Genomic DNA, 23,007 nt, shown 5'->3' on the forward strand with positions numbered 1-23,007 from the left:
CAACCTGATCCGGCTCATAATATCCCTCCGATACCCATGCGGCACGAGAAGACACAGGCTCACCCTCGCAAACAAGTACGTTACCGTAAATTTACGCCAGCCATTACCTCGCGCGCGAGCGCGTTTACGGTAACGTACTTCCGTCTCCCCCGCTTAAGCGCGAAACTTCAAGCTCAGACTCCGGAGGTGACGATGGCGTTGGCATTCGACGATGGGCAGGCTTCGGGAGCGACACCCGAAGGCATGGTCTGGATTCCCGGCCGGACCTTCACGATGGGTTCGAACGACCACTACCCGGAGGAAGCGCCCGCACATCCCGTGAAGGTCAATGGCTTCTGGATCGACGAAATCCCGGTCACGAACCGCAGGTTCACGGAGTTCGTCAAGGCGACCGGCTATATCACCTTCGCCGAAAAGACGCCCGAGGCAAGGGACTACCCCGGCGCCAGGCCAGAGATGCTGCGCGCCGGATCGCTTGTCTTTTTCCAGCCGAAGACGGTCAGTGGGTCTGATATCACCCAGTGGTGGACCTTCAAGTTCGGTGCGAACTGGCGCAGGCCGCTCGGTGGCCTGAGCGACCTGCGCGGCAAGCTCGACCACCCCGTCGTTCATGTCGCCTGGTGCGATGCCAAGGCCTATGCGGACTGGGCAGGCCTTGACCTGCCGAGCGAAGCGGAATGGGAGCTTGCAGCTCGCGGCGGCCTGGACGATACCGAATTCGCCTGGGGCAACGAGCTGATGCCCGGCGGCACCCCCATGGCCAACACCTGGCAGGGAACCTTCCCCGTGACATCCACGAAACCGAAAGGCCATGGGCGGACTTCGCCCGTTCGCAGCTTTCCGCCGAACGGCTACGGCCTCTACGACATGATCGGCAATGTCTGGGAATGGACCACCGACTACTGGTCCGATCGCCACACGGAACCCGCTGCAAAAGCCTGCTGCATTCCAAGCAATCCGCGCGGCGGCGGCGTGGAGGCGAGTTACGATCCCCGCCAACCCAGCATCCGCATTCCGCGCCGTGTGCTGAAGGGCGGCTCGCATCTTTGTGCACCGAATTACTGCCGTCGCTATCGCCCGGCCGCCCGCCATGCCGAGCCGGAGGATACATCGACGAGCCATCTCGGCTTCCGCTGCATCAAACGCGTTTCAGCGCCACCGGAGGACGTCCATGAGACGATCCACTCAAACCATTGACGCAAGCCTTGCCTCCCTCGTCGTCGCTCTCATCCTTCTGATCGCGGCAGCGTGGAACCCGGTCCTCGCGCAGGAGCCGCTGCCTTCGTGGAATGACACGTCCGCCAAGAGCCGCATCATGGATTTCGTCAAGGCAACCGTCACGGAGGGTGGTGAGCGTTATGTCGCGCCTTTGAACCGCATCGCCGTCTTCGACAATGACGGCACGCTTTGGTCCGAGCAGCCCTACTACGCGCAGCTCGGCTTTGTGCTCGACCGGGTCAAGACGCTCGCGCCACAGCATCCCGAATGGAAGACCAGAGAGCCCTTCAAGAGCGTTCTCGGCGGCGACCTGAAAGGCGTCGCAAGAGGTGGTGAAAAGGGCATGGTGGACCTCGTGATGGTGACGCATGCCAACACGACCACGGACGAATTCAACACGATCGTCACCGACTGGTTTGCGGCATCGAAACATCCGAAGACCGGCAAGCTCTATACCGAGATGACCTACCTGCCGATGCGCGAACTGCTGGACTATCTGCGCGCCAACAGCTTTCGCACCTATATCGTCTCGGGCGGCGGCGTGGAATTCATGCGTCCGGTGACGGAAAAGATCTACGGCATCCCGCCCGAACAGGTCGTCGGCAGTACGATTGCCACCGAATATGATCTGGTCGGCGACGTTCCGGTCCTCAGACGCCTGCCGAAGATCGACTTTGTCGACGATGGTCCAGGCAAGCCGGTGGGCATCAACAAGTTCATTGGCCTCAGGCCGATCTTCGTCGCCGGCAATTCGGATGGCGACTACGAGATGATGCGCTGGACGACGGCGGGCAAAGGTCCGGGCTTCGCCATGCTGGTCCACCATACCGACGCCGCGCGGGAATACGCCTATGATAGGGATTCAGCCTTCGGGAAGCTGGATAAGGCACTCAACGAGGCCGAGCGCCGCAACTGGCTGGTGGTCGACATGAAGAACGACTGGAAAAAGATCTTCGCTTTCGATCAGTGAAAAAGCGCTCGGTCGGGTGATTGCCGCGAGCGCCCTCGCGCAATCTCAGAAATGAAAGACGACGCCCAGGATCGGGCCATGCTCGACGATATCGTTGGTCAGGGTATCGTCACTATAGTTCACGCCGAGAGCACGATAGCCGGCAACGGCGGAAATGGTGTCATTCCATTTGTAGCCGATAGCCGCCATGACATCCCAGTCGAGATCGGCACCGCCGGCGCCGATCAGACCCCACCCGGTAAAATAGACCGAAGGCGTTATCGAATACATCCCCCTTACGCCGGCCATGGCATCGACCCAGGTGGCATCGTCAGTGCCTGACACGCCGCCCAGCGGGCCGCCGGAAAAGGAGATTGTCGTTTCGGTATACCAGATCTTCACGCCGCCGATCACATCGAGGCGGCCCTGGGGCTCGTCTATCACCGAGTAACCCGCACCGATCATCGCCGTGAAGGTTTCCGTTTTCAGGTCGACCTTGTCGGCGAATATGCCGCGCGGCGTGGCCGAGTCCGTCGTTATGCGGGCATAGATAATATCGGTCACGATGCTGAAACGGTCATAACGGGCATCGCCCGCTGCCATGAAGCCGAAATCGATATCCGAGAGAATGTCGCCGAAACTCTCGTCGACATGAACTTCCGGAAGGCCGAAAACGCCGGTGTCGCCCGTGATCCCGGCGGCCCAGAAATAGGGCGAGATCGAAAAGGTCCATTTGTCGGGATCATCCGGCCGCGGCTGCGGAGCGAGAACGGGAGCAATATCCGCAGCCTTCACGACTACGGGAGCGGCCAGAATGGCCGCGGAAAGCAATAGCATGGTGGTTCGCATCCAATATCCCTCTGCTGACCCGCGAATTCAAACTTGCCCCTGTAACGATAGGATACATCTCCGCCTCCAGGCGGAAGTACGTTACGGTAAACCGCGCCGTAAATGCCGCCGTAGACGGGACTGTCGTTTTCGGGATATTGCGCCACTTCTGCCTCGTAAGCCGAAAGGAAAAACGCTTCGAATATTCTCGTCGCAGCGGCCGACCGGGTTGCAGGAGAGCGTTGCAGAGAACGGGAGCGAGCAGCTAATCCCATTTACCGGTTCACGGCTCCGGTGACGTCGTTGAGCGCGAATACGGCCCCCGCCTTTGTCAGTCCTGCTACGATCTCTGCCGAAAGCAATGGCTGGAAGCGCCTTGCCTCGAGCTTCCAACGCAAGGTGCGCTCGAAATCCGGATCCCTGCCCCGCACATCGGCAAGCCGCTCCTTCGCCTGGTCGGAACCGAGCTGACCGAGTGCGGCCACCCGTAAGGCCCGCACGACGAAATCGGTGCAGTTCACCTGTTCGGCAAGCAATGAGGCCTCCGACCAATCACCGCGGCGATAAGCATCCAGGGCAAGCACGAGCATGGCATCACGCGGCACGATATCGACGGCCCGCCCCGCATCCTGCGCCATGGCGACACCGGCGTCGAAGTAACCGGCCGAAAACAGTACGGAAGCAAGTTTCGCCGCCGCATCCGGATTGCTCGGATTGAGCGAGATCGCCCGGTTCCCGGCCTGCAGCGCCGCATCGATGCGCCCGTCGGCGAATTGCGTCATCATCAGCGCCACATAGGCGCGGTCCGACATTGGGGCGAGCGAAACCGCGCGGTTTGCCAAATCGAGAGCACGGGCGCGCACCGCGGCATCCCCGGCCGCGGCCTCCGGCGCGATGAGGACACGTGCGAGCAGCGCCTTGGCATCGGAATTGCTCGGATCGGCGGCAAGCGTCCGTTCGAGACAGGAGCGCACCGCGGCCATATTGTCCGAGCTGCCGTCATCGAGCTGATATTCTGCACGCAGGACACAGGCATTACCGATCGACTCCGTACTGCTGGCATGGGTTTCGATATTGTTGATCGCACCCCGCGTCGCTGCAAAGCGGCGAGCAAGAACATCGACGATCTCCTGTCGGGTCGCTGCCGGGCTCCTGCCATCGATGGCGATCTTTTCGAGCCCCGATTTCAGGAGGTCGCCGGACTGGCTGTCAACGATCTGCCACCAGACGCTCCTGATATCCCCGTCGCCGTAATATTTCATGTCTATTTCATAGGCCCGCCCCGAGACCTTCTGGTTTCGCTTACCGGCATAACCTGCCTTCGCCACTGTCAGCGTCTGGAATTGTGTCAGCGCCGTCAGCAGCATATCGCGCGTCTGGCTAGCCTCGCCCTGCAGCCTGCTGTCGACTGCATCCATGGAAAGAGCAACGGACGGACGGACCGTCAGGGACGGCTTCGATGCATAGGCGACAGCGCCGGCGACAATCGCGACGCACAGCAGCAGCGCCCCGCTGGCATATATCGCCAGAGGCCGACCTGAGGGTGAAGCGGCAACAGAGCTCTCCGCAACTTGAGAAACCGGAACATCATCCGGCGTCTCGGGCAAATCGCTTTCCAACGCCAGCTTTTCCTCGTCTTGTTCGTAAGGCACATGCGAACGGGGGAAAAGCGTCACATACGTTCCCTTGGGGATGTGGATTGTCACATCACGCTCGGCACCGAAGGCTTCGTAATAGTTCTCGACCGACGAACGCAGCCGGCTCACCTCGATGCGCACGATCGGATCGTTGGATGCATCGAAATTGCTCGCTCGGCCGAGAACGTCTAGTGCGATGGAATAGGCCTTAACCCCCTCCTCGCAGCCGGCGAAACGCCTTTCCGCAAGATACCTGAGAATGGCCCGTTGCCGTTCCGTGGCGTGGAATCTGGGATCGGACAGAATTCGTTCGAGTTCCGCCCTGGCCTCCGGCAACGATACTTCGCATGCCCTGGTATCGTGTACTTCAGCACCCATGATCGCCCCGTACGCGCTGATTAGGCTAAAGTATAACAGAGATGTTTATCGCCGAGACAGCAGAAGGTTGCAACCGAAAATGCTAACAAAACCAGTAGACGATAGATTTTAACGCGAGTCAGCTCCTCAATCCGGCACGCTCGGGCGGTGTTCCAGGACATATTGGATGATGTCGGATTCGATTTCGGCACAGATGGTTTCGTATTCTGTCACCATCGGATAATGCTCGTCTCCAGGCTGCCGCATCAGCCGCCCCAGAGCGAGGCTTGCTTCTTCATAAGCCTCGAAGAGATCGTCGAGCGAATGGGATTTCGATGCGAGAAGCTGCAGTCTGCCGCGCATGGCAGGCAATTTCAGCATGAGCCGCCACAGCCCGCGCTGTGCGGTTTCGGTACTGTTGCGATTAATGCCTCCTTTCCCACGCATTGGAATTTCGGCCTCCTGCTCATCCCGCCAACTATGAAGTGGCGGGCGGAAGATGGAAGTACGTTACCGTAAATTCGCCACCGTTTACGCTTCCTCCCTCGCCTTTACGCCGGAGTTTACCGTAACGTACTCCCCTAAACGCATCGGCTGTGCACATCCTTCTATTTGTGTAAGGATGAGCGCATGGACAGATCGGTGACGGCCTCTGCTGCAACCGGCAGCTTCGCCGGGAGACATCTAGGATGATCAGGCTGGCGGTATTTCTTCTGGCTTTCCTCGTTGTGACCGCGGCGGCGGCTCAAACCGCGCCACCACCGCCTCAGCAGAAGATCGACCAACTGATAGGCCTGTTGCAGGATCCCGAGATCCAAACCTGGCTGGAAAGTCGGAAGAAGGAGCAGGACGCAACAGCCGCAGCCGCCCAGCCATCAGGCTTTGCGACCTGGGAAGCGCGAGTGCGCGCGCGCATCGATGGTATTCTTGCGGCCGTTCCGCGCATCCCCTCCGAAATGTCCGAAGGCGCCGCTCGTGCTCGCCAGGACGCCGTCTCACACGGCTATGCGCCGATCTTCCTGATTTTTGCCGGCTTGGTCGCAATAGGCGCGGCCGCCGAATGGCTCTTCAGGCGCGTGCGCCCCGCATCGATCGGCCCGGTCGCCCGTCTTCTTCCGGTCGCAGTCTTTAGCGTGGTTGTGGCGATCATATTCTTCGCCGTCGAATGGCCGCCGCTCGCCCGGCTGGTCCTCCTTGCCTATCTGGTCGCCTTCATCGTCTACCGCATCGGCGCTGTCCTGATTGGCCTCGTGGAAAGCAATCGCCCCGGGCTTGTTATCCGCGCCCGAATCTTTCTCGGCATCACACTGTTTGCTGTAGCAACCTCAACACTCGGAGCACCACTTGGCGTTGATCCCGCCGTCACCGAAGCGATCTCCTACGGCTTCTCGATTCTTCTACTGGCGCTGGCGATTGAAACGGTCTGGTCGGCTCTCATCCATCCCCTTGTCATAAAGGCAGGGCTGACCGCCTTTCTTGCCCTCCTATGGGCACTCTGGTGCCTGGATCTGCAAGGTCTTTTCTGGATCGGCGCCTATGTCCTTGTCCTGCCGGATCTGTTGCGCGCCACGGGCAGGGCTGCGGCAACACTCACTTCTGCACCGCCTGAGAGTCCGAAGAGCATATTGCTCGTGCGCGGCAGTCGGGCAATCGTCATCGCGCTCGCTGCTGGGTGGCTTGCTCTCGTCTGGCGCTTCAGCCCGGATTCCCTCGCAAATCAGAACGCGACGATAGCGGCCGTCCTCAATGGATTGCTGAAAGGCGTCATCGTGCTTTTGATTGCCGATCTTCTCTGGCAGCTTGCCAAGGGCTGGATCGATCGCACCATTACAACCTCTGCGGACGCGACCGGCCTCGCCCCTGCCGAAGTGGCAAAACGCGCGAGATTCAGGACGCTTTTGCCGATCTTCCGCAATGGACTTGCCGTCATGGTGGCGGTCATGGCCGGCCTGATCGTTCTCTCCCAGCTTGGCGTCGAGATCGGACCGCTGATCGCCGGCGCGGGCATCTTCGGCGTAGCGATCGGATTCGGCTCGCAAACCCTCGTCAAGGACGTCATCAGCGGCGTTTTCTATATGCTCGACGATGCCTTCCGCGTCGGCGAATATATTCAGGCGAAAAACTACAAGGGAACGGTGGAAGGCTTCAGCCTGCGCTCGGTGCGGCTGCGCCACCATCGCGGCCCAGTCTTCACTGTCCCCTTCGGAGAGCTCGGCGCTGTGGAGAACATGAGCCGCGACTGGGTGATCGACAAATTCCGCATCTCGGTCGCCTATAACACCGACATCAACAAGGCCAGGAAAATTACCAAGGCGATCGGCGCAGAGCTGAAAGAAGATGCCGAGGTCGGTCCCCTCTTCATCGAGCCGCTCAAGATGAAGGGCGTCGAGGAATTCGGCGACTACGGCATCGTCCTGAGTTTCGCCATGACGACCGTGCCCGGCATGCAGACCTATATTCGCCGCAAGGCCTACGCGATGATCCGGGAAGCCTTCCAGAGCAACGGCATCGAATTCGCCCAGCCCATGGTTCAGGTCGGCGGCGACGACAAGAACGGCGCGGCCGCCGCCGCAACAGCCACGCTCCGCGCTGCCCAGCAGGCGAAGGCAGCCGGCGCGGAGGGCTGACATATTATTGTAACGGCAGCGACCGTCTTAATCGGCCTCGACGAGGTAACGCGTCAGCGCCGCCGCCGACATTTCGCGCGCAAGGCTCGCGGCCTGACCAGCCCACATATTGCTGAAATCCGGCCTGCCATCCTTCTCGGTCACCGCTCTCAGCGGCGCAAGCGCACCGCCGGCGGTCGGGAAGGCCGGTGCAGCCTTCGCAAGCGGTCCGATCTCCCGCATGATACGATTGACGATCCCCCGTGCCGGACGGCCGGTGAAGACATTGGTGACGGCCGTATTGTCGTCCCGCGCCAATTTGAGCGCCTCGCGATGAAACGCGGTAATCTTTGCCTCCGGCGTTAAAAGATAAGCCGTGCCGACCTGAACGGCCGATGCGCCGAGCGCGAAGGCTGCGCGAACACCCCGCCGATCGCTGATGCCGCCTGCTGCAATGACGGGCACCGAAACCGCATCGGCAACCTGCGGCACCAGCGCCATCGTGCCGACCTGCGTTGCCATGTCATCGCTCAGGAAATTGCCGCGATGCCCTCCGGCTTCGAAACCCATCGCAATGACAGCATCGACGCGATGCTTGGCGAGCCAGCGCGCTTCCACAACCGTCGTTGCCGAGGCGATGATCCTCGCGCCGGTGCGACGCACACGCTCCAGGAGATCCGGACCCGGCAATCCGAAATGGAAGCTCACGACCTCAGGCCGGTAGCTTTCGACAAGGGCGCAATAATTGTCATCGAAGGGCGCTCTTCCTGCCGCCGGAACCGGCGCGGCGGGATCCAGCCCCAGCTCAACATAATAGGGTGCGAGAGCGGTACGCCACGCCATCTGCGCAACGGGATCGGCGGCAGGATTGGTATGCGCGAAGAAGTTCACATTGATCGGCTTGTTGGTGGCGGCACGGATCTGGTCAAGCGCTGCTCTCGTCTGCTCGATCGTCAGAAGGGCGGCAGGAAGCGATCCAAGACCGCCGGCTTCGCTCGCCGCAATCACCATCTCGGGCGTGGTCGCGCCTGCCATTGGGGCCTGAATGATGGGGAGCTCGATCCCGAAGAGGCCGATGATACGATTGTCCTGCCAATTGCCCATGACACGATACTCCATGCATTGCGTTTGATCATAAGCGAGTGGCGGCTTTGCAGGCCGCCACGACACTATTTCTGCTTTGCTGCTTTTTCCGCAAGCTGCTTGCGATATTCAGGCACAGGCACACCACCGACACCCCAGTTTTCCATCTCGACTTCATCAATGACGACAAAGGTGCTGTCGTGCGGCTTGCCGAGGATATCGAAGAGCAGATCGCTGACGCCTTTAATCAGGGCGGCTTTCTGCTCCGGCGTCGTGCTGGTTGCGCCCGGAGCCGTGCCTTCACGCGTCACTTTGATATTCACATAAGGCATTGTCGTTCTCCTTGAAGGACGGGCGCTATGGAGCGCTCCGTCCGTTGCCTATTCTCTCGGCTTACCAACGGCCGGCGTGCTGGCCGCCGTCGACATTCAGTGTCTCGCCGGTGACGAAGCCGGCACGCTCCAGATAGAGCACGGCATCGACGACTTCGCTCACCTCACCCAAGCGGCCGACCGGATGCAGGGCGCTGAGGAAAGCGTGCGTTTCCGGCGCATGCATCGGCGTCCTGATGATGCCGGGTGCCACCGCATTCACGCGGATGCCGCTCTTGGCATATTCGATAGCAAGCCCGCGGGTGACGGCGTCGAGACCGCCCTTGGTCAGCGTTGCCAGACCCGAGGGAACATCGGCGATCGGCTGGTCCACAAGGGCCGTGGTGATCTGAACGATGTGACCATGGCCCTGCTTCAGCATCTGGGCAATGGCAAACTGCGTGACGTGGAAGAAGCCGGCAACGTTGACGTTGATGACTTTGTTGAAGTCTTCGACCGTGTAGTCGGTGAACGGCTTGCCGATGAAGACACCGGCATTGTTGATCAGCGTATCGACACGACCGAAACGCTCGATGGCCGTCTTGACGACCTGCTCGGCCACGCCACGCTCGCCGATGCTGCCGGGTACTACAACAATGCCTGCATCGGACGACGGCTGGATGTTGCGGGAGTTGGCAACGACGACATAGCCTTCCTTGCGATAGGCTTCGACGATGCCTGCGCCGATACCCTGCGAGGCACCGGTGACGATTGCGACTTTCTGTTCATTGCTCATGGTATGTCTCCTTGGAAGATGGCGCTTTGCGCCATGTTTGAGAGGTGATCAGACCGTCAGGTCGACGGCGAGCGGCTTGCCTTTTTCGAAGAGTTTCAGGCGATCTTTGAGGTTGAAGACCGAGAACGTGTGTGCGAGCTGGTCCTGAGTTTCGCGGAAGTGCACCCAGCCTTCGTTATGCGCGGATACGAGGAGGGCGTTCGGGAAGGCGTGCGCCGCCTCCAGAGCGTCTTCGCTGCCCATCGTCACGTGGAAGCGGCCACGGGGCTCGGCAGCGCCCGTAAACAACAGCACGACCTTGGGAGAAAACAGCCGCGCAACCTCGGCCGTACCCTCGTACCAGACGGTGTCACCGGTCACGTAGAGAAGGTCACCTGGCTTTTCGCGGCCGAGAGCAAAACCGACGACATCACCGGAAATCGGCTCGATGCCGACGGGGCCGTGACGGGCAGGTGTTGCGGTGACCAGCAGCTTCTCGCCGCCGGCGCCTTCCAGCGTTACGGTTTCGAACGGTGCAAGGCCCAGCCCATTGCCACCCAACCGCTCCGCTCCAGCCTTCGTCGTGAAGGTGGTGCGGACGTCAGGAAGCATTGCCCGCCCGGCATTGTCGAGATTGTCGAAGTGCTGGTCGTGGCTCAAAAGAACCGCATCCAGCCGACCAATCTCTTCGACCGACAATGCAGGGCCGGAGGTCTTTTCGAAACGGACCGGCGTTTCCTTGTAGAGGCCCGGCGGGTCGAAGGTCGGATCGGTGAGAAGCCGGAGCGTGCCGTATTCGATCAGCACGGTTGGCCCGCCGATAAGCGTGAGATTAAGATTGGAAGAGGTCATGTCGGCAACCTTTCTGTTTCGAGGCCGCCTCCTGTTTAGTCCCGTTCCCTTCTGCGAAAAATTCTCTATTCTTTGCCAATGGCTGATAAAAAACGCACAGAGCCCGACTGGCAGGACATCAGGGTTTTTCTCGCACTCGGACGGCACGGCAGCCTTTCGGCCGCGGCCCGCACATTGCGTGTCAACCACGCAACCATTGCCCGCCGGCTTCATTCACTTGAGGAAACGCTCGGCGAAAAACTGGTCGAGCGCCGCCCCGACGGCTATGTGCTCACGCCCGCCGGAACCCGCGCACTCACCGCAGCAAGCGATATGGAAGCCTCCGTCCAGACGCTCGGACGGGGCTGGAAGGATGACACGCCGAAAGGCCTGGTGCGCATCAACGCTTCGCCCGCACTCTCGCAGGGCTTCCTGATCCCCCGGCTGGCGGAAATCAGCAAACAATATCCGGGCCTCGACATCGACCTCGCGACCGACCTGCGTACCATAAGCCTTGAACGCCACGAGGCCGACATCGCCATACGCCTGGCAAAACCGCAGGACGGCGATCTCATCGCCAAGCAGCTCGCGACGATCGGATACGGATTTTACGGAACGCAGGAGGTTTGCCGGCAGGTCGAAAACGGCGCCGAACCCGTCTTCGTCGGATTTGACGAGGTGAACGGCTATGTGCCCGAGGCGATCTGGCTGGCCCGCCACTTCTCGCACGCGCGTGTGTCTTTCCGCGCCAACAATCAGGTTTCCCAGGCGATGGCTGCCAAGTCAGGCGCAGGTCTGGCGCTCCTGCCGCATTACATCGGTCGCACGGAAAAAAGCCTCTGTGCTTGCTCGCTCGAACTCGTCCCGCCGCCGCGGGAGGCCTGGCTTCTCACCCGACGCCAGCAGCGCAAGGATCTGCCGATCCGGACCGTCGCCGAATACATCACCAAGATATTCGCGACGGAACGAGCTTTATTCGAGGAATGAGGCCTCGAGTCCACATCCCGAAGCCGCGCTTCCTTAGAAGGACAGGTCGAGCACTCGGCCTTCGAACAGGCGGTCGCGTGAACCCTCGAGATGCGCCCGCATCAGGTCACGGGCATTCTCCGCCCTGCCCTCGGCGATCGCCTTGTAGATTTCGTTATGCTCCTGGTACACCTGCTCCAGGCCCGGTCGTGGGCCGAGCAGCGAAAGCCCGTGCAGATGCATGCCGACGGCGATATGCGCTTTTAGCGCATCCATGGAGGCGGTGTAATAGTGATTGTTGGCCGCCTCGGTGACGGCACGGTGGAAGACGAAGTCGGCATCCACCCGGTGTAGCTGATGACTTGTCGCTTCACGCAGATCCGCAAGGGCTGCGGCAATCTTCTGGATCGCGGCATCGTCGCGGCGCTTGGCGGCAAAATAGGCGGCAGCCGGCTCGATCGTCAGGCGGAATTCGTAGCAGCGCTGGATATCGGCAATCGTCTTGACCGGCGAATAGGCAAGCTGCGCTGTCGGCGAGCCATGCGCGCTGACGAAGGTGCCAGCCCCCTGCCTTGCATAGACAATCCCCTGCTCTCTGAGACGCGCCAGCGCATCGCGCACGATGGGGCGCGAGACGCCGAGCAGAGAGGCAAGTTCATGTTCACCCGGAAGGCGTGAATCCGGCGGATAATTGCCGGCACGGATGCGCTCCATCAACTGATCGAAAACACGGTCGACCAGCTTCACAGCCTTGCCGCGCTCCGGTCGAGCTGCAGGCACCGCCTCCGGCTTCACCGATCCGCCATTCGCTTCATCCACTCTCATTCTCCCCGCTGGCATCCGTTACGCCGCCTGATTCCGAACGATCAGTCTTAGCAAACTATCGGAATTGCCGAAGCCCCCCGACTTGACGGCACACCGGAATTGCCGCCCGTTGACACCGGTAACGTCAAACCACGGAATACCGGCTTCGATTTCCCCCTTCGGAAACAGGACTGAAACGCCCAGTTCGCGAAAAACGGCAAGCGCAGTATCGCCGCCACCCACCATGATCATGTCCGGGTTCGTATCATCTATGACCGATTTCACACCCTGCGCAAAGCGAGTGGCAACGAGTGCGGCATCGCTCTTCATCTCGCCCGTGCAGCGCATCAGCGCCGGCAGCGCCAGCCCCTCGCCGCTTTCGACCACGCCCATCGGCGCATCCATGACGATGCGGAGCGCACCCGAGGCTTCAAGACTGTCCATCTGTGCGGCGGTGATCGGATCGCGGGAGCCGAAGGCAAAAAGTGTCTTCCGCGTCGCAAGAAATTCCGGCGGGAGCCGTGCAGCCTCGCCGAGCCGGCGCGCCAGTGCGGAGCCCAGACCGCGAGCGCCGACGGCAAGCGTCGAAAGCCAGTCATTCTCGACGACGACGATATCGAGATCGGCATCGTCCTCGGCATCGGCGACCAATACTTCGCGGCCAAATCCGGCAAAGAGATCGGCGATCGGCAACGGATGCTCAACGCCCCGCCCGACCACGCAACCGCGATAGGTGATGCGCTCCTGATCGGGAATGGCGGGCGCCATGAGGATAGTCTTGAGACCCAACACATCGGCCAGCGCAATGCTTTCGGCCGCAACATTGCCCTTCAACCGGGAGTCGATCTTCTTCATGAAGATGGCCGACCCGGCAGCGCGCAGGGTCTCGGCAACCGCCCGCACGCGCGCAGCCGCTTCCTCCTCCGGCAGGCCGCGCGAGGCCGTATTGACCACCACGACTTCGGCACCGGTTTCCAGCGACTTGCCGGCCGCTTCGATATCGATCGCCACAGCGACTGACAGCCCGGCCTCGACAAAGGGGGTCCCCGTATCGAGAGAGCCGGTCAGGTCGTCGGCAATGATGGCGACTTTCAGCGTCATGAGGCCTGCCCCGTATTGACGGCATGGCAGGCGACGAGATGGCCGGGCTTTGCCTCCGTCCATTCCGGAATGACCTTGCTGCAAACCTCCATCGCGATCGGGCAGCGCGTATGGAAACGGCAGCCTGTTGGCGGGTTCAGCGGGCTCGGCACATCGCCCTGCAGGATCTGGCGCTTGCGGGTGCGCTCGAGCTCCGGATCGGTCTCGGGAACAGCCGACAGCAGCGCCTTCGTATAGGGATGCAGCGGATTGTCGAAGAGCTCTTCACGCGTTGCGAGCTCGGCCAGACGGCCAAGATACATGACGCCGACGCGGGTACTGATATGGCGCACGACAGCCAGGTCATGGGCGATGAAGAGATAGGTCAGGCCGTATTTTTCCTGCAGGTCGAGCAGCAGGTTGATGATCTGCGCCTGGATCGACACATCGAGCGCCGAGATCGCCTCGTCGCAGACGATGAACTTCGGCTGACAGGCAAGCGCGCGGGCAATGACGACACGCTGGCGCTGGCCGCCCGAGAGCTCATGCGGATAGCGCTGGGCAAAACGTGTCGGCAGGCCGACATCCGTCAGCAGCGCCGCGACCTTGTCTTTCAGCTCGGCCTTGGTGGCAAGCTTGTGGAAGAGGATCGGCTCGCCGATCGCCTCGCCGACCGTCATGCGCGGGTTCAGCGTTGAATAGGGATCCTGGAAGACAATCTGCAGGTCACGGCGGAACGGCCGCATCTGCTTTTCGTCCAGTGTCGCAAGATCCTGGCCTTTGTAGACTACCTTGCCGCTGGTCGCCTTGTAGAGATTGAGGATGGTGAAGCCGGTCGTCGACTTGCCGCAGCCGGATTCGCCGACAAGGCTCAGCGTCTCGCCTTCCATGATCTCGAGATTGACATTGTCGAGCGCATAGACGGTCGCCGAGCGTTCCCCGAAAGCACCGAGCTTGACATGGAAATGCTTGACGAGGTTTTCGACCTTCAAGAGCGGTTGAGCACCCATCACGCAGCCTCCTGCATTCTCTGGACGACGAAACAAGCGGTACGATGCGCGCTGTTGCCGGAAATCGGCTCGAGCCGCGGCACGAGCTCATGACAGACGGCTTCGGCCAGCGGGCAGCGCGGCGCAAAGGGGCAGCCCTTCGGACGGCGGCCGGGCTCCGGCGGCGTGCCGCCGATCGAGGACAGGCGGCTTGCCGGCGCATCCGAAAGCTTCGGGATCGAGGACAAGAGGCCGCGCGTGTAAGGATGGCTGGGACGAGCATAAAGCTCGTCCACAGGCGCATCTTCCACGACCGTGCCGGCATAGAGCACGGCGACGCGATCGACGAGACCCGCAATCAGCGCGAGGTCGTGGGTGATCCAGACGACGGACATGCCGAGCTTGGCGCGCAGATCCTTCACCAGATCGACGATCTGGGCCTGGATCGTCACGTCGAGTGCAGTCGTCGGCTCGTCGGCGATCAGAAGCTTCGGATTGCAGGCAAGGCCGATCGCGATCATCACGCGCTGGCGCATGCCACCGGACAGCTCGTGCGGATAGGCCATCAGCCGCTCTTCCGGCCCCGGAATGCCAACGAGGCGCAGAAGCTCGACGGCGCGAGTCCGTGCCTCTTTCTTCGACATCTCGCGGTGATAGATCAGCGGCTCGCAGATCTGGTCGCCGATGCGCATGACCGGATTGAGCGACGTCATCGGATCCTGGAAGACGAAGCCGACATCGCCGCCGCGCACCTTGCGCAGCTCGCGGTTCGACATCTTCTGCAGGTCGCGGCCGTCAAACTTGGCCGTACCCTTCGTTACCTTGATCTTGTTCGGCAGAAGCCGCATCAGGCTCAACATCGTCAGGCTCTTGCCGCAGCCGGATTCACCGACGACGCCAAGCGTCTCGCCCTTGTTGACGTAGAGGTCGATGCCGTCGACGACGACGGCCGGGCCGCGGCGCGTGTCGATCTCGATGGTGAGGTCCTTCACGTCCAGCAGGCGTTCACTGGTGGTTGCGTTCATCATTTGCTGCCCCGCGGATTGAGTGCGTCGTTGAGGCCATCGCCGAGGAAGCTGAAGGCCACCGAAGCAAGACCGAGCACGGCCGCCGGAGCGGCGAGGAGATGCGGATAATGCTGCCATACGCGTAGGCCGTCCGAGATCATGTTGCCCCAGCTCGGCGTGGGCGGGTTAACCCCGACACCGAGGAAGCTGAAGGCACTTTCCAGCACCATTGCCGTGCCTAGGCCGGCGCTGACGGAAACGATCAGCGGACCAAGCGCATTCGGCACGATGTAGCGCATAATGACGATCCAGTTGGAAAGGCCAAGCGCCTGTGCCGCCATGACGTAGGGGCGATTGCGGATCGACAGGACCTGCGCGCGAACGAGGCGCGCATAGGGCGGCCAGGAGATCAGCGCCATCGAACCGAAGACCAGGAGGAAGTCCACCCAGACCGTCTGGCGGTAGAACGGATTGAGGGTCGCGAGATACTGCGCCTCCATCCATTTGGTGATCGGCGTCTTCAGCGATGCATTGATAACGACGACGAGAAGCAGGTTCGGTACCGACATCGTCACATCCGTCAGCCACATGATGACCCGGTCGAAGGGATTGCCGAAGAAGCCCGCGACCGCACCAAGCAGAAGCCCGATCACGACAGCGATAAAGGTGACGATGACGGCAACGAGGAAGGCCGTGCGCGTACCAAACACGATGCGGCTGAAGACGTCGCGGCCGAGATCATCAGTTCCGAAGAAATGCGCGAGGGACGGCGGTGCATTGCGCGAGGCAAGATCCTGACTGAGATAGTCATATGGCGTCAGATACGGACCGAAGATCGCCGTGAAGGCGAGGACCACGATCACGATCAGGCCGAAGATCGCAAGCTTGTTGCGCTTCAGGCGATGCCAGGCATCGCGCCACAGGTTGACCGGCGGCTCCTCGGCCGTGTCGATCGTCGAAAGAGGAATAGCGGACATGATCAGCGGCTCCTTCTGGAATCATTGGCGCGCGGATCGAGCAGCGGGTAGAGCACATCGACCAGCAGGTTCGACACCATGACCAGGAAGGATCCGATCAGGGTGATCGCGAGAATGACGGGATAATCGGAATTGGTGAGCGCCTGCACGGTCAACCGGCCGAGACCCGGCAGGCCAAAGACGAGCTCGACGAAGATGGCGCCGTTGACGATGGTGATCATGATGAGGCCGAGCTGTGTGACGACGGGCGTCAGCACCGGGCGCAGGATATGCTTCAGCGCCACTACGATTTCCGGCACGCCCTTGGCACGCGCGGTGCGAACGAAATCTTCGGACAGCACTTCGATAACGGCGGCGCGCGTCTGGCGCACGATCAGCGCGATCGGCTGGAAGGAGAGCACGACGAGCGGCAGGATGATGCGCATGTCGAAGACGCCGCCCCAGCCGTAGGGCACCTTGATCATCGGCAGCAGCACGATCAGCGCCACCATCAGCAGCGGACCGGCGACATAGGCAGGGATCGCCCAGAGAAAAAGTGCCGTACCGAGGATCGTATAGTCGATGCGGTTGTTCTGGTTCAGAGCGGCGATCATCCCGAGCGGGATCGCAACGACCGTCGTCAGGATGATGGAACAGAGTGCAAGCTGGAAGGAGACGGGAGCAGCTGCCGAAACCATTGCCCAGACGGAGCGGCCGGATGTCAGCGAATTGCCGAACTGCCCGTGCAGGAGGTTCCAGACATAGAGGCCGAACTGCTCGATGAAGGGCTTGTTGAGACCAGCACTTTCGCGGATCGCCTCGATCCGCTGTGGGTTGTAAGCGACGTCACCAGGCGCGCGAAGGAAGATCAGCTTGATCGGATCGCCCGCGCCATAGAACGCCATCGCGTAGACGGCCATCATCACGACAAGGACAGACGGAATCCAGATGGCAAACCGCGTGAACACATAGCGTAGCAAGGCCACCTCCCATTCTTGCCCGGCGCATTCCCGCGGGAGGCCGCAGCCGCCGGTTCTTCTTGAAATATAGCGCGAAGGCCTTTCGGCCTTCGCGCCGCTGCTTTGGCCGCATCATGCGGCCCTGCTATCGGCTTCAGCCGATGGAAACATCCCAGGGAGCCACGACCTGCCAGTCGAGGTTCTTTTCCATTGCCTTGACGTCCTTGGTTGCCCAGCGCGACATCGCCTGAGAGTACCACGGAAGGAAGGCCCAGTCGTCGCGGAAGGCCTTCTGGGCCTCCTGCGCGAGCTTCACGCGATCCGGATCATCGGCAGCCTTGGTTGCGGCTTCCGCCAGCAGACTGTCCACCTTGTCGTTCTTGTATCCGCCGAGCTTGTTCTGGGCGTTGGACGAGGTGGAGGCGATCGAACCGGCGAGATAGGAGACCGCATCGGGAACACGCGTACCGACGTCATCACGGAAGATCTGAACCGAGTTCTGGTCCGGACCGGCATAGGCGTCCTGCTGCGGCTTCATGTCGACGGCAGTGATGCCTAGGTTCTGGCGCCACTGCTCGGCGATGAACTGGGCAGCCGCCTGGATCGCCGGGCCGGAAATGCCGACGAACAGCAGCTTTGGAAGACGCTCAGGACCGCCATAGCTCGATTCAGCCAGCAACTTCTTGGCCGCTGCAGGATCATACGGATAGGGTTCGAAACCGGAATTGTCAGCACCCGGAACCGAGTTCAGGATCTGGTCGGCCTTCTTGTGCGGACCATCCGGATAGGATGCCTTGAACAGGCCGTCGCGATCGACCGCCATGATCAGCGCCTGACGCACCTTCGGGTCATCCATCGGCGCGCGCGACGTGTTGAACCAGAAATGCTGGCTGGTCGGGATGAGCGGACCGGCAGAAAACTCCGGGCCGAGATCCTGGATGATCGTCGAGGTGACGAGCTCGGTGTGAGCATTGTATTCGCCGGACTTGATCAGCGAGGTCGCAGTCACGTTGTCTTCGATCGAACTGATCTCAATGCGGGCGAGCTTCGGCTTCGGTCCGAAGAACTTTTCGTTCGGCTCGAAGGTCAGCGTGCCGGCGTCGATATCAAGCGCCGTCAGCTTGAAGGGACCGGAATAGACGGCGCTGCTATCAGGCTTGTACCAATCGGCCACCTCCTCACCATCGCTGCCGCGCGACTGGGCGGCCTTGGTGATCGGGACGATGTGGTTGGCAAGACGCATGAAGAAGATCGGATCTGGCTGCGTCAGCGTGCAGACAACCGTCAATTCATCAGGCGTTGTTACGCCGGTCAGCTCCTTGGCGGAGCCGGCGGAGATTTCCTTGTAACCGGCGACCTTGCTCAGCACCTGATCGACGCGCTGGTTCTTCGTATTGGGCATGGAGGAAACCTCCCAGGAGCCCTTGATATCGGCCGCGGTGATCTTGCTGCCATCGGAGAAGACTGCCTTCGGGTCGATCTTGAACGTCCAGACCTTCTTGTCCGGCGAGTCCCAGCTCGTGAAGACGTAAGGCTGGATCTTGCCCTCCGCGTCGAAATACATCGGCGACGCCCACCAGAAGGAATTCCAGCGGAAGGTTCTGCCGCCGCCGCGCAGCGGCGACCAGTCCTGGTCGAAGGCCGGATTGATGGCCTTCAAAACCTGTCCGTCCTGCGCCATGACGATGCGCGCGCTCGCACCGAAGAGCGAGAAGCCGACACCGGCCGCAAGCCCGAGCTTCAGCGCTTCACGACGGGAAATCTGCGAAAAGTTTTGGTCACTACCAATTGTCATTTGCTCCTCCGTGGCAAATAGCGCGCCTTTCGAAAGACCTCCCCGAAGCTGCGCGATATGGCGCTGACATTTGCGCGATAATGTAAATCTGTCAATGGAAAATAGGGTACGAAAGATTAAAAACGATGACATCAATTATTTAATGATAAAAATCAATAACTTGAAAATGCGCATACGAAGTTTTCAAATTTGTAAGATTGACAACTACGCCGCATTGAGATGAATACGACAGCGTAGGAACGTGCCGGGAAGGCCCGGTCTGACGAGGAGGATACTTTGAGCAATCACAAGATTACAGGCGTCTATAGCGCCGCCACCACCCCTCTCAATACCGATGGCAGCCCCGATCTCGGCCTTTTCGCGGAACATTGCCAGCGGCTGATCGAAGAAGGCTGCTCCGGCGTTGCACTGCTCGGGACAACGGGCGAAGCCAACTCCTTCTCTTCCCCCGAACGCCGCATGATCCTCGAAGCGGCTCTGAAGGCTGGCATTCCAGCCGACAAGCTGCTGCCAGGCACCGGCGTCGTCGCCATTCCCGAGACGGTCGAACTGACGAAGCATGCGCTTTCGCTTGGCGTTACCAAGGTGGTCATGCTGCCGCCCTTCTACTACAAGGGCGTCTCCGATGAGGGGCTGTTCACTGCCTATGCGCAGATTCTGGAGAAGATCGGCGATACCAGGCTGCAGGTGATCCTCTATCATATCCCGCAGGTCTCAGGCGTTCCGCTCTCCATTCCGCTGATCAGCCGCCTGGTTGAAGCCTTCCCGGAAACGGTCGTCGGTATTAAGGAATCTGCAGGCGATTTCAACAACATGCAGGCGATCATCGCAGCCTGCCCTGGCTTCTCGGTGCTATGCGGTGCCGACCCGCTGCTGCTGCCGCTCCTGAATGCCGGAGGCGCCGGTTGCATTACCGCGACCTCGAACCTCGTCGCAAGTTCGCTGCGCACGGTCTACGACCATGTCCACGACGAGACGAAGAGGGCAGAGGTCGAGGCTGCGCAGGCGCGCATCAATGCCTTCCGCACCCTGTCGAACTCCTATGTCCAGATCCCGACGATCAAAGCCATGGTTGGCCTGAAGACCGGCAATGCCGGCTGGCGGCGCACGCGCCCGCCGCTGGTGCCGCTCAATGATGCCGAATATGCGGCACTCGCCGAAGGCTACGCAAAGCTGCCGTAAAGGAGGATGCCATGCAAATGACAGGTTTGAAGCCCGAGGACATTCCGGCGTTGATGGACGGTGTCCTCAGAGCAAATACCGCCCAGACTGACCGCTTTGATGCTTATCTGCCCTCTCCCTGCATCCAGAACCATGCCGCCAATCTCGCTTTTCTGGCCGATGGCACGCTGACCTGTGTCTGGTTTGGCGGCACGATGGAAGGCATGGGTGACATCTCGATTTACATGTCGCTGCTGGCACCCGGCGCGGATCGCTGGTCCGAACCGGAGAAAATGTCTGATGATCCGGCAAAATCCGAGCAAAATCCGTTGATTTTCAACGCGCCGGATGGTCGGGTCTGGCTGCTTTACACCTCGCAAACATCTGGCGATCAGGACGGCGCGGTTGTCAAATGCCGGATCTCTGAAGATGGTGGCAAGAGTTTTGCTCCGCCCACCATTCTCTGCGACCTGCCAGGCACTTTCGTGCGGCAGCAGATTGTCGTTAATGGCAAAGGCGACTGGTTACTTCCCATCTTCCGTTGCATCAGCCTACCCGGTCAGCGCTGGAGCGGCGATGCCGACACCGCAGGCGTTCTGATCTCCCGCGATGCCGGAAAGAGCTGGCAAATGAAGGAGATAGAAGGCAGTCTGGGCGCCGTGCACATGAATATCATACCGCTCGAGGGCGATAGGATGATCGCCTTCTTCCGCGATCGTTATTCGGAGAATATTCGCGCCTCGCTGTCATTAGACCAGGGCGAGACCTGGAGCGCTCCGGAGCCGACCAATCTGCCCAACAATAATTCCTCGATCCAGGCCGTAGGGCTGACGGACCGGAGAATCGCGATGGTTTACAACCACAGCAATGCCGCGTCCTCCGATGCGCGACGCCACTCGCTCTATGACGAAATAGAAAGCGATAAGGCGCCTGTCGCGGAAATTTCGAGCATGCCGGCCAGAAAGGCCATCTGGGGCGTTCCGCGCGCGCCGCTCAGCCTTGCAGTTTCTGCCAATACAGATGGTCATTTCGAACGCAAGTTCGATCTCGATACCGGTGACGGTTACTGCCTGAGCAACAATTCGAAGGATATGCTCAATCGCGAGTTCTCCTATCCCTCCATCACGCAGGGACCAGATGGCGCGCTTCATGTAGCCTACACCTATTACCGGCGCGCCATCAAATATGTGCGTCTTCCTTTGGAATCAATTGCTTAGAAGCAATCGCAAGTTCCGACTGCGCATGGAGGAGCCGAATGTGTGAAACACTTCGGCCTCCTCCATGCGCGTCATTATTTTTACAAATACACGACAAGCGATTGACAAGCTGCTCACCTGGATGAGCACGCTGTCATGACGGCAACAATAACTGTTATATATCAACATACTAAGCCATGCTTAGGCCATGAAAAACACGTCCCACTTGCCGGAAATTGATCGACAGACGAGAAAAACCCTCATTCATTCTTGCCAAAAACGATAGGACGGGATAACAAATTTACATCATTGGCGGTCGAGGCCGTCGCGCATCGGGAGGACCGTATATGGTCAGTTTGGATTCACCTATTACCGTTGTCCGGCCACACCTGATCGAGTTCGGTGTCGGAACTGCGGGGAAGTTGGGCGCCTGGGCGGCCGGCAAGGGTTATTCCCGAACGCTGGTTATCTCGGATGCTTTCAACGCCGCACGCATTGATGTGTTGCAGCTGACGGGTGAGGTTTCGGTCTTCTCCGATGTAACGCCCGAGCCGGATATTGCCAATCTCGACAAAGTGCTCGCCGCGGCAGAAGCGACACAGGCTGAGCTCATCGTCGGCTTCGGCGGTGGTAGCGCCATGGATCTTGCCAAGCTCGCTGCCGTACTTGCCGGCTCGCAGCAGACGCTTCGCGAAGTTGTCGGCCCGAACAAGGTGCAAAAGGCGCGCAAGGCAGCGCTCGCGCAGGTGCCGACCACATCGGGCACCGGCAGCGAGGCCGGCATCCGCGCGCTCGTCACCGATCCCGAGACCAAGGCTAAACTCGCAGTCGAGAGCCTTCACATGCTCGCCGATATCGCCGTCATCGACCCGTCGCTGACCTTCTCCGTTCCAGCCCGCACCACCGCCGCAACCGGTGTCGATGCCATGGCGCATTGCGTCGAGGCTTTCACCAATCGCAAGGCGCATCCGATGATCGACATGTATGCGATCGAAGGAACGCGGCTCGTCGGCAAGTATCTTGCAAGAGCCGTGCGCGACGGCTCGGATGCCGAAGCCCGTGCCGGGCTTTCACTGGCCTCACTCTATGGCGGCTTCTGCCTTGGCCCGGTCAATACAGCCGGCGGCCATGCACTCGCCTATCCGCTCGGCACCCGCTGGCATGTCGCCCATGGCGCGGCCAATGCGCTGATCTTCCCCCATGTTCTCGCCTTCAACACGCCGGCCGTGCCGGAAAAGACGAAGGCAGTCATGGAAGCGCTTGGCCGCGACACATCCGATACCGTCAAATCGGTCTTCGATGCGGCCTATGCCTTCTGCGCCAAACTCGGCATCGAAATGACGCTCTCCGGCCTCGGCGTGCCGGAAAGCGATCTAGATGCCATGGCCGACGATGCTTTCGCGATCCGCAGGCTCCTGGATAACAATCCGCGCGACTTGACGCGCACTGACATACGTTCGATCTACGAAGCAGCCTATTGAGGCAGGGCTTTCAAGAGG

Annotated in this window: 21 protein-coding genes; 7 read left to right on the plus strand and 14 right to left on the minus strand. The window is 60.6% G+C overall.

Annotation, left to right across the window (positions count from 1 at the left end; all coding sequences use genetic code 11):
• Window positions 1–192: 192 nt before the first annotated feature.
• Window positions 193–1,197 (plus strand): formylglycine-generating enzyme family protein, encoded by a 1,005-nt coding sequence (locus tag AB8B33_RS18125; protein ID WP_439016415.1) that lies wholly within the window; start codon window positions 193–195, stop codon window positions 1,195–1,197.
• The gene (locus AB8B33_RS18130; protein ID WP_113322697.1) at window positions 1,172–2,188 is read left to right on the plus strand and encodes an HAD family hydrolase; all 1,017 of its coding nucleotides are present in this window, start codon (window positions 1,172–1,174) and stop codon (window positions 2,186–2,188) included. Before AB8B33_RS18125 ends, AB8B33_RS18130 begins: the two co-directional genes overlap by 26 nt.
• 45 nt (window positions 2,189–2,233) lie before the next feature.
• Here AB8B33_RS18130 and AB8B33_RS18135 read toward each other — a convergent pair whose 3' ends face one another.
• From AB8B33_RS18135 to AB8B33_RS18145, 3 genes are all read right to left on the minus strand, one after another.
• On the minus strand, window positions 2,234–3,016 hold the full coding sequence (locus AB8B33_RS18135; RefSeq protein ID WP_439016416.1) for a DUF481 domain-containing protein: 783 nt from the start codon (window positions 3,014–3,016) through the stop codon (window positions 2,234–2,236).
• A 254-nt stretch (window positions 3,017–3,270) separates the two neighbouring features.
• Complete coding sequence (locus AB8B33_RS18140; protein WP_439016417.1) at window positions 3,271–5,010, minus strand: hypothetical protein; 1,740 nt, start codon at window positions 5,008–5,010, stop codon at window positions 3,271–3,273.
• Window positions 5,011–5,136: 126 nt separating this feature from the next.
• Window positions 5,137–5,436, minus strand: a complete 300-nt coding sequence (locus tag AB8B33_RS18145; RefSeq protein ID WP_113322702.1) for a hypothetical protein — start codon at window positions 5,434–5,436, stop codon at window positions 5,137–5,139.
• Between the two features lie 242 nt (window positions 5,437–5,678).
• On the opposite strand from AB8B33_RS18145, the gene AB8B33_RS18150 reads away from it, so the two are divergent.
• Entirely contained in the window at window positions 5,679–7,616 is a 1,938-nt protein-coding gene (locus AB8B33_RS18150) for a mechanosensitive ion channel family protein (RefSeq protein WP_439016418.1), read from the plus strand.
• Window positions 7,617–7,643: 27 nt separating this feature from the next.
• Here the strand turns inward: AB8B33_RS18150 and AB8B33_RS18155 are convergent, their stop codons facing one another.
• The 4 genes from AB8B33_RS18155 to AB8B33_RS18170 all read right to left on the minus strand — a co-directional run bounded on the left by AB8B33_RS18155 (window position 7,644) and on the right by AB8B33_RS18170 (window position 10,616).
• A complete protein-coding gene (locus AB8B33_RS18155) occupies window positions 7,644–8,699 on the minus strand; it encodes an NAD(P)H-dependent flavin oxidoreductase (protein ID WP_439016419.1) in 1,056 nt (351 codons plus the stop codon).
• Between the two features lie 65 nt (window positions 8,700–8,764).
• Window positions 8,765–9,010 (minus strand): tautomerase family protein, encoded by a 246-nt coding sequence (locus AB8B33_RS18160; protein WP_113322707.1) that lies wholly within the window; start codon window positions 9,008–9,010, stop codon window positions 8,765–8,767.
• A gap of 61 nt (window positions 9,011–9,071) precedes the next feature.
• Window positions 9,072–9,785, minus strand: coding sequence for an SDR family NAD(P)-dependent oxidoreductase (locus tag AB8B33_RS18165; protein WP_439016420.1), 714 nt, complete (start codon window positions 9,783–9,785; stop codon window positions 9,072–9,074).
• 48 nt (window positions 9,786–9,833) lie between these two features.
• Window positions 9,834–10,616: an MBL fold metallo-hydrolase gene (locus tag AB8B33_RS18170; RefSeq protein WP_439016421.1), complete on the minus strand. Its 783-nt coding sequence runs from the start codon at window positions 10,614–10,616 to the stop codon at window positions 9,834–9,836.
• Window positions 10,617–10,694: 78 nt separating this feature from the next.
• Between AB8B33_RS18170 and AB8B33_RS18175 the strand changes: the two genes are divergently transcribed.
• Window positions 10,695–11,582 (plus strand): LysR family transcriptional regulator, encoded by an 888-nt coding sequence (locus AB8B33_RS18175; protein ID WP_439016422.1) that lies wholly within the window; start codon window positions 10,695–10,697, stop codon window positions 11,580–11,582.
• Between the two features lie 33 nt (window positions 11,583–11,615).
• Here AB8B33_RS18175 and AB8B33_RS18180 read toward each other — a convergent pair whose 3' ends face one another.
• The 7 genes from AB8B33_RS18180 to AB8B33_RS18210 all read right to left on the minus strand — a co-directional run bounded on the left by AB8B33_RS18180 (window position 11,616) and on the right by AB8B33_RS18210 (window position 19,151).
• The gene (locus AB8B33_RS18180; protein ID WP_439016423.1) at window positions 11,616–12,380 is read right to left on the minus strand and encodes a FadR/GntR family transcriptional regulator; all 765 of its coding nucleotides are present in this window, start codon (window positions 12,378–12,380) and stop codon (window positions 11,616–11,618) included.
• A 24-nt stretch (window positions 12,381–12,404) separates the two neighbouring features.
• The gene (locus AB8B33_RS18185) at window positions 12,405–13,466 is read right to left on the minus strand and encodes a four-carbon acid sugar kinase family protein (RefSeq protein WP_439016424.1); all 1,062 of its coding nucleotides are present in this window, start codon (window positions 13,464–13,466) and stop codon (window positions 12,405–12,407) included.
• Window positions 13,463–14,455 (minus strand): oligopeptide/dipeptide ABC transporter ATP-binding protein, encoded by a 993-nt coding sequence (locus AB8B33_RS18190; RefSeq protein WP_113322716.1) that lies wholly within the window; start codon window positions 14,453–14,455, stop codon window positions 13,463–13,465. Before AB8B33_RS18190 ends, AB8B33_RS18185 begins: the two co-directional genes overlap by 4 nt.
• Entirely contained in the window at window positions 14,455–15,459 is a 1,005-nt protein-coding gene (locus tag AB8B33_RS18195) for an ABC transporter ATP-binding protein (protein ID WP_439017272.1), read from the minus strand. Before AB8B33_RS18195 ends, AB8B33_RS18190 begins: the two co-directional genes overlap by 1 nt.
• Window positions 15,459–16,418 carry an ABC transporter permease gene (locus tag AB8B33_RS18200; RefSeq protein WP_310386123.1) on the minus strand — a complete coding sequence of 320 codons (960 nt, stop codon included), beginning with the start codon at window positions 16,416–16,418 and terminating at the stop codon, window positions 15,459–15,461. Before AB8B33_RS18200 ends, AB8B33_RS18195 begins: the two co-directional genes overlap by 1 nt.
• Window positions 16,419–16,420: 2 nt before the next feature.
• Window positions 16,421–17,377 carry an ABC transporter permease gene (locus tag AB8B33_RS18205; protein ID WP_113322721.1) on the minus strand — a complete coding sequence of 319 codons (957 nt, stop codon included), beginning with the start codon at window positions 17,375–17,377 and terminating at the stop codon, window positions 16,421–16,423.
• A 133-nt stretch (window positions 17,378–17,510) separates the two neighbouring features.
• Window positions 17,511–19,151, minus strand: a complete 1,641-nt coding sequence (locus AB8B33_RS18210; RefSeq protein WP_439016425.1) for an ABC transporter substrate-binding protein — start codon at window positions 19,149–19,151, stop codon at window positions 17,511–17,513.
• A gap of 276 nt (window positions 19,152–19,427) precedes the next feature.
• Between AB8B33_RS18210 and AB8B33_RS18215 the strand changes: the two genes are divergently transcribed.
• From AB8B33_RS18215 to AB8B33_RS18225, 3 genes are all read left to right on the plus strand, one after another.
• Window positions 19,428–20,333: a dihydrodipicolinate synthase family protein gene (locus AB8B33_RS18215; protein ID WP_439016426.1), complete on the plus strand. Its 906-nt coding sequence runs from the start codon at window positions 19,428–19,430 to the stop codon at window positions 20,331–20,333.
• A gap of 11 nt (window positions 20,334–20,344) precedes the next feature.
• Complete coding sequence (locus tag AB8B33_RS18220; protein WP_439016427.1) at window positions 20,345–21,529, plus strand: sialidase family protein; 1,185 nt, start codon at window positions 20,345–20,347, stop codon at window positions 21,527–21,529.
• Window positions 21,530–21,855: 326 nt separating this feature from the next.
• The gene (locus AB8B33_RS18225) at window positions 21,856–22,989 is read left to right on the plus strand and encodes an iron-containing alcohol dehydrogenase (RefSeq protein ID WP_439016428.1); all 1,134 of its coding nucleotides are present in this window, start codon (window positions 21,856–21,858) and stop codon (window positions 22,987–22,989) included.
• Window positions 22,990–23,007: the final 18 nt, after the last annotated feature.

The organism is Rhizobium sp. 768_B6_N1_8 (genome assembly GCF_051811225.1).
Taxonomy (GTDB): Bacteria; Pseudomonadota; Alphaproteobacteria; order Rhizobiales; family Rhizobiaceae; genus Rhizobium.

Coding starts and splice junctions, on each gene's coding strand:
- AB8B33_RS18125 (WP_439016415.1), top strand. CDS start 193: ATGGCGTTGGCATTCGACGATGGGCAGGCTTCGGGAGCGACACCCGAA.
- AB8B33_RS18130 (WP_113322697.1), top strand. CDS start 1,172: ATGAGACGATCCACTCAAACCATTGACGCAAGCCTTGCCTCCCTCGTC.
- AB8B33_RS18135 (WP_439016416.1), bottom strand. CDS start 3,016: ATGCGAACCACCATGCTATTGCTTTCCGCGGCCATTCTGGCCGCTCCC.
- AB8B33_RS18140 (WP_439016417.1), bottom strand. CDS start 5,010: ATGGGTGCTGAAGTACACGATACCAGGGCATGCGAAGTATCGTTGCCG.
- AB8B33_RS18145 (WP_113322702.1), bottom strand. CDS start 5,436: ATGCGTGGGAAAGGAGGCATTAATCGCAACAGTACCGAAACCGCACAG.
- AB8B33_RS18150 (WP_439016418.1), top strand. CDS start 5,679: ATGATCAGGCTGGCGGTATTTCTTCTGGCTTTCCTCGTTGTGACCGCG.
- AB8B33_RS18155 (WP_439016419.1), bottom strand. CDS start 8,699: ATGGGCAATTGGCAGGACAATCGTATCATCGGCCTCTTCGGGATCGAG.
- AB8B33_RS18160 (WP_113322707.1), bottom strand. CDS start 9,010: ATGCCTTATGTGAATATCAAAGTGACGCGTGAAGGCACGGCTCCGGGC.
- AB8B33_RS18165 (WP_439016420.1), bottom strand. CDS start 9,785: ATGAGCAATGAACAGAAAGTCGCAATCGTCACCGGTGCCTCGCAGGGT.
- AB8B33_RS18170 (WP_439016421.1), bottom strand. CDS start 10,616: ATGACCTCTTCCAATCTTAATCTCACGCTTATCGGCGGGCCAACCGTG.
- AB8B33_RS18175 (WP_439016422.1), top strand. CDS start 10,695: ATGGCTGATAAAAAACGCACAGAGCCCGACTGGCAGGACATCAGGGTT.
- AB8B33_RS18185 (WP_439016424.1), bottom strand. CDS start 13,466: ATGACGCTGAAAGTCGCCATCATTGCCGACGACCTGACCGGCTCTCTC.
- AB8B33_RS18190 (WP_113322716.1), bottom strand. CDS start 14,455: ATGGGTGCTCAACCGCTCTTGAAGGTCGAAAACCTCGTCAAGCATTTC.
- AB8B33_RS18195 (WP_439017272.1), bottom strand. CDS start 15,459: ATGAACGCAACCACCAGTGAACGCCTGCTGGACGTGAAGGACCTCACC.
- AB8B33_RS18200 (WP_310386123.1), bottom strand. CDS start 16,418: ATGTCCGCTATTCCTCTTTCGACGATCGACACGGCCGAGGAGCCGCCG.
- AB8B33_RS18210 (WP_439016425.1), bottom strand. CDS start 19,151: ATGACAATTGGTAGTGACCAAAACTTTTCGCAGATTTCCCGTCGTGAA.
- AB8B33_RS18220 (WP_439016427.1), top strand. CDS start 20,345: ATGCAAATGACAGGTTTGAAGCCCGAGGACATTCCGGCGTTGATGGAC.
- AB8B33_RS18225 (WP_439016428.1), top strand. CDS start 21,856: ATGGTCAGTTTGGATTCACCTATTACCGTTGTCCGGCCACACCTGATC.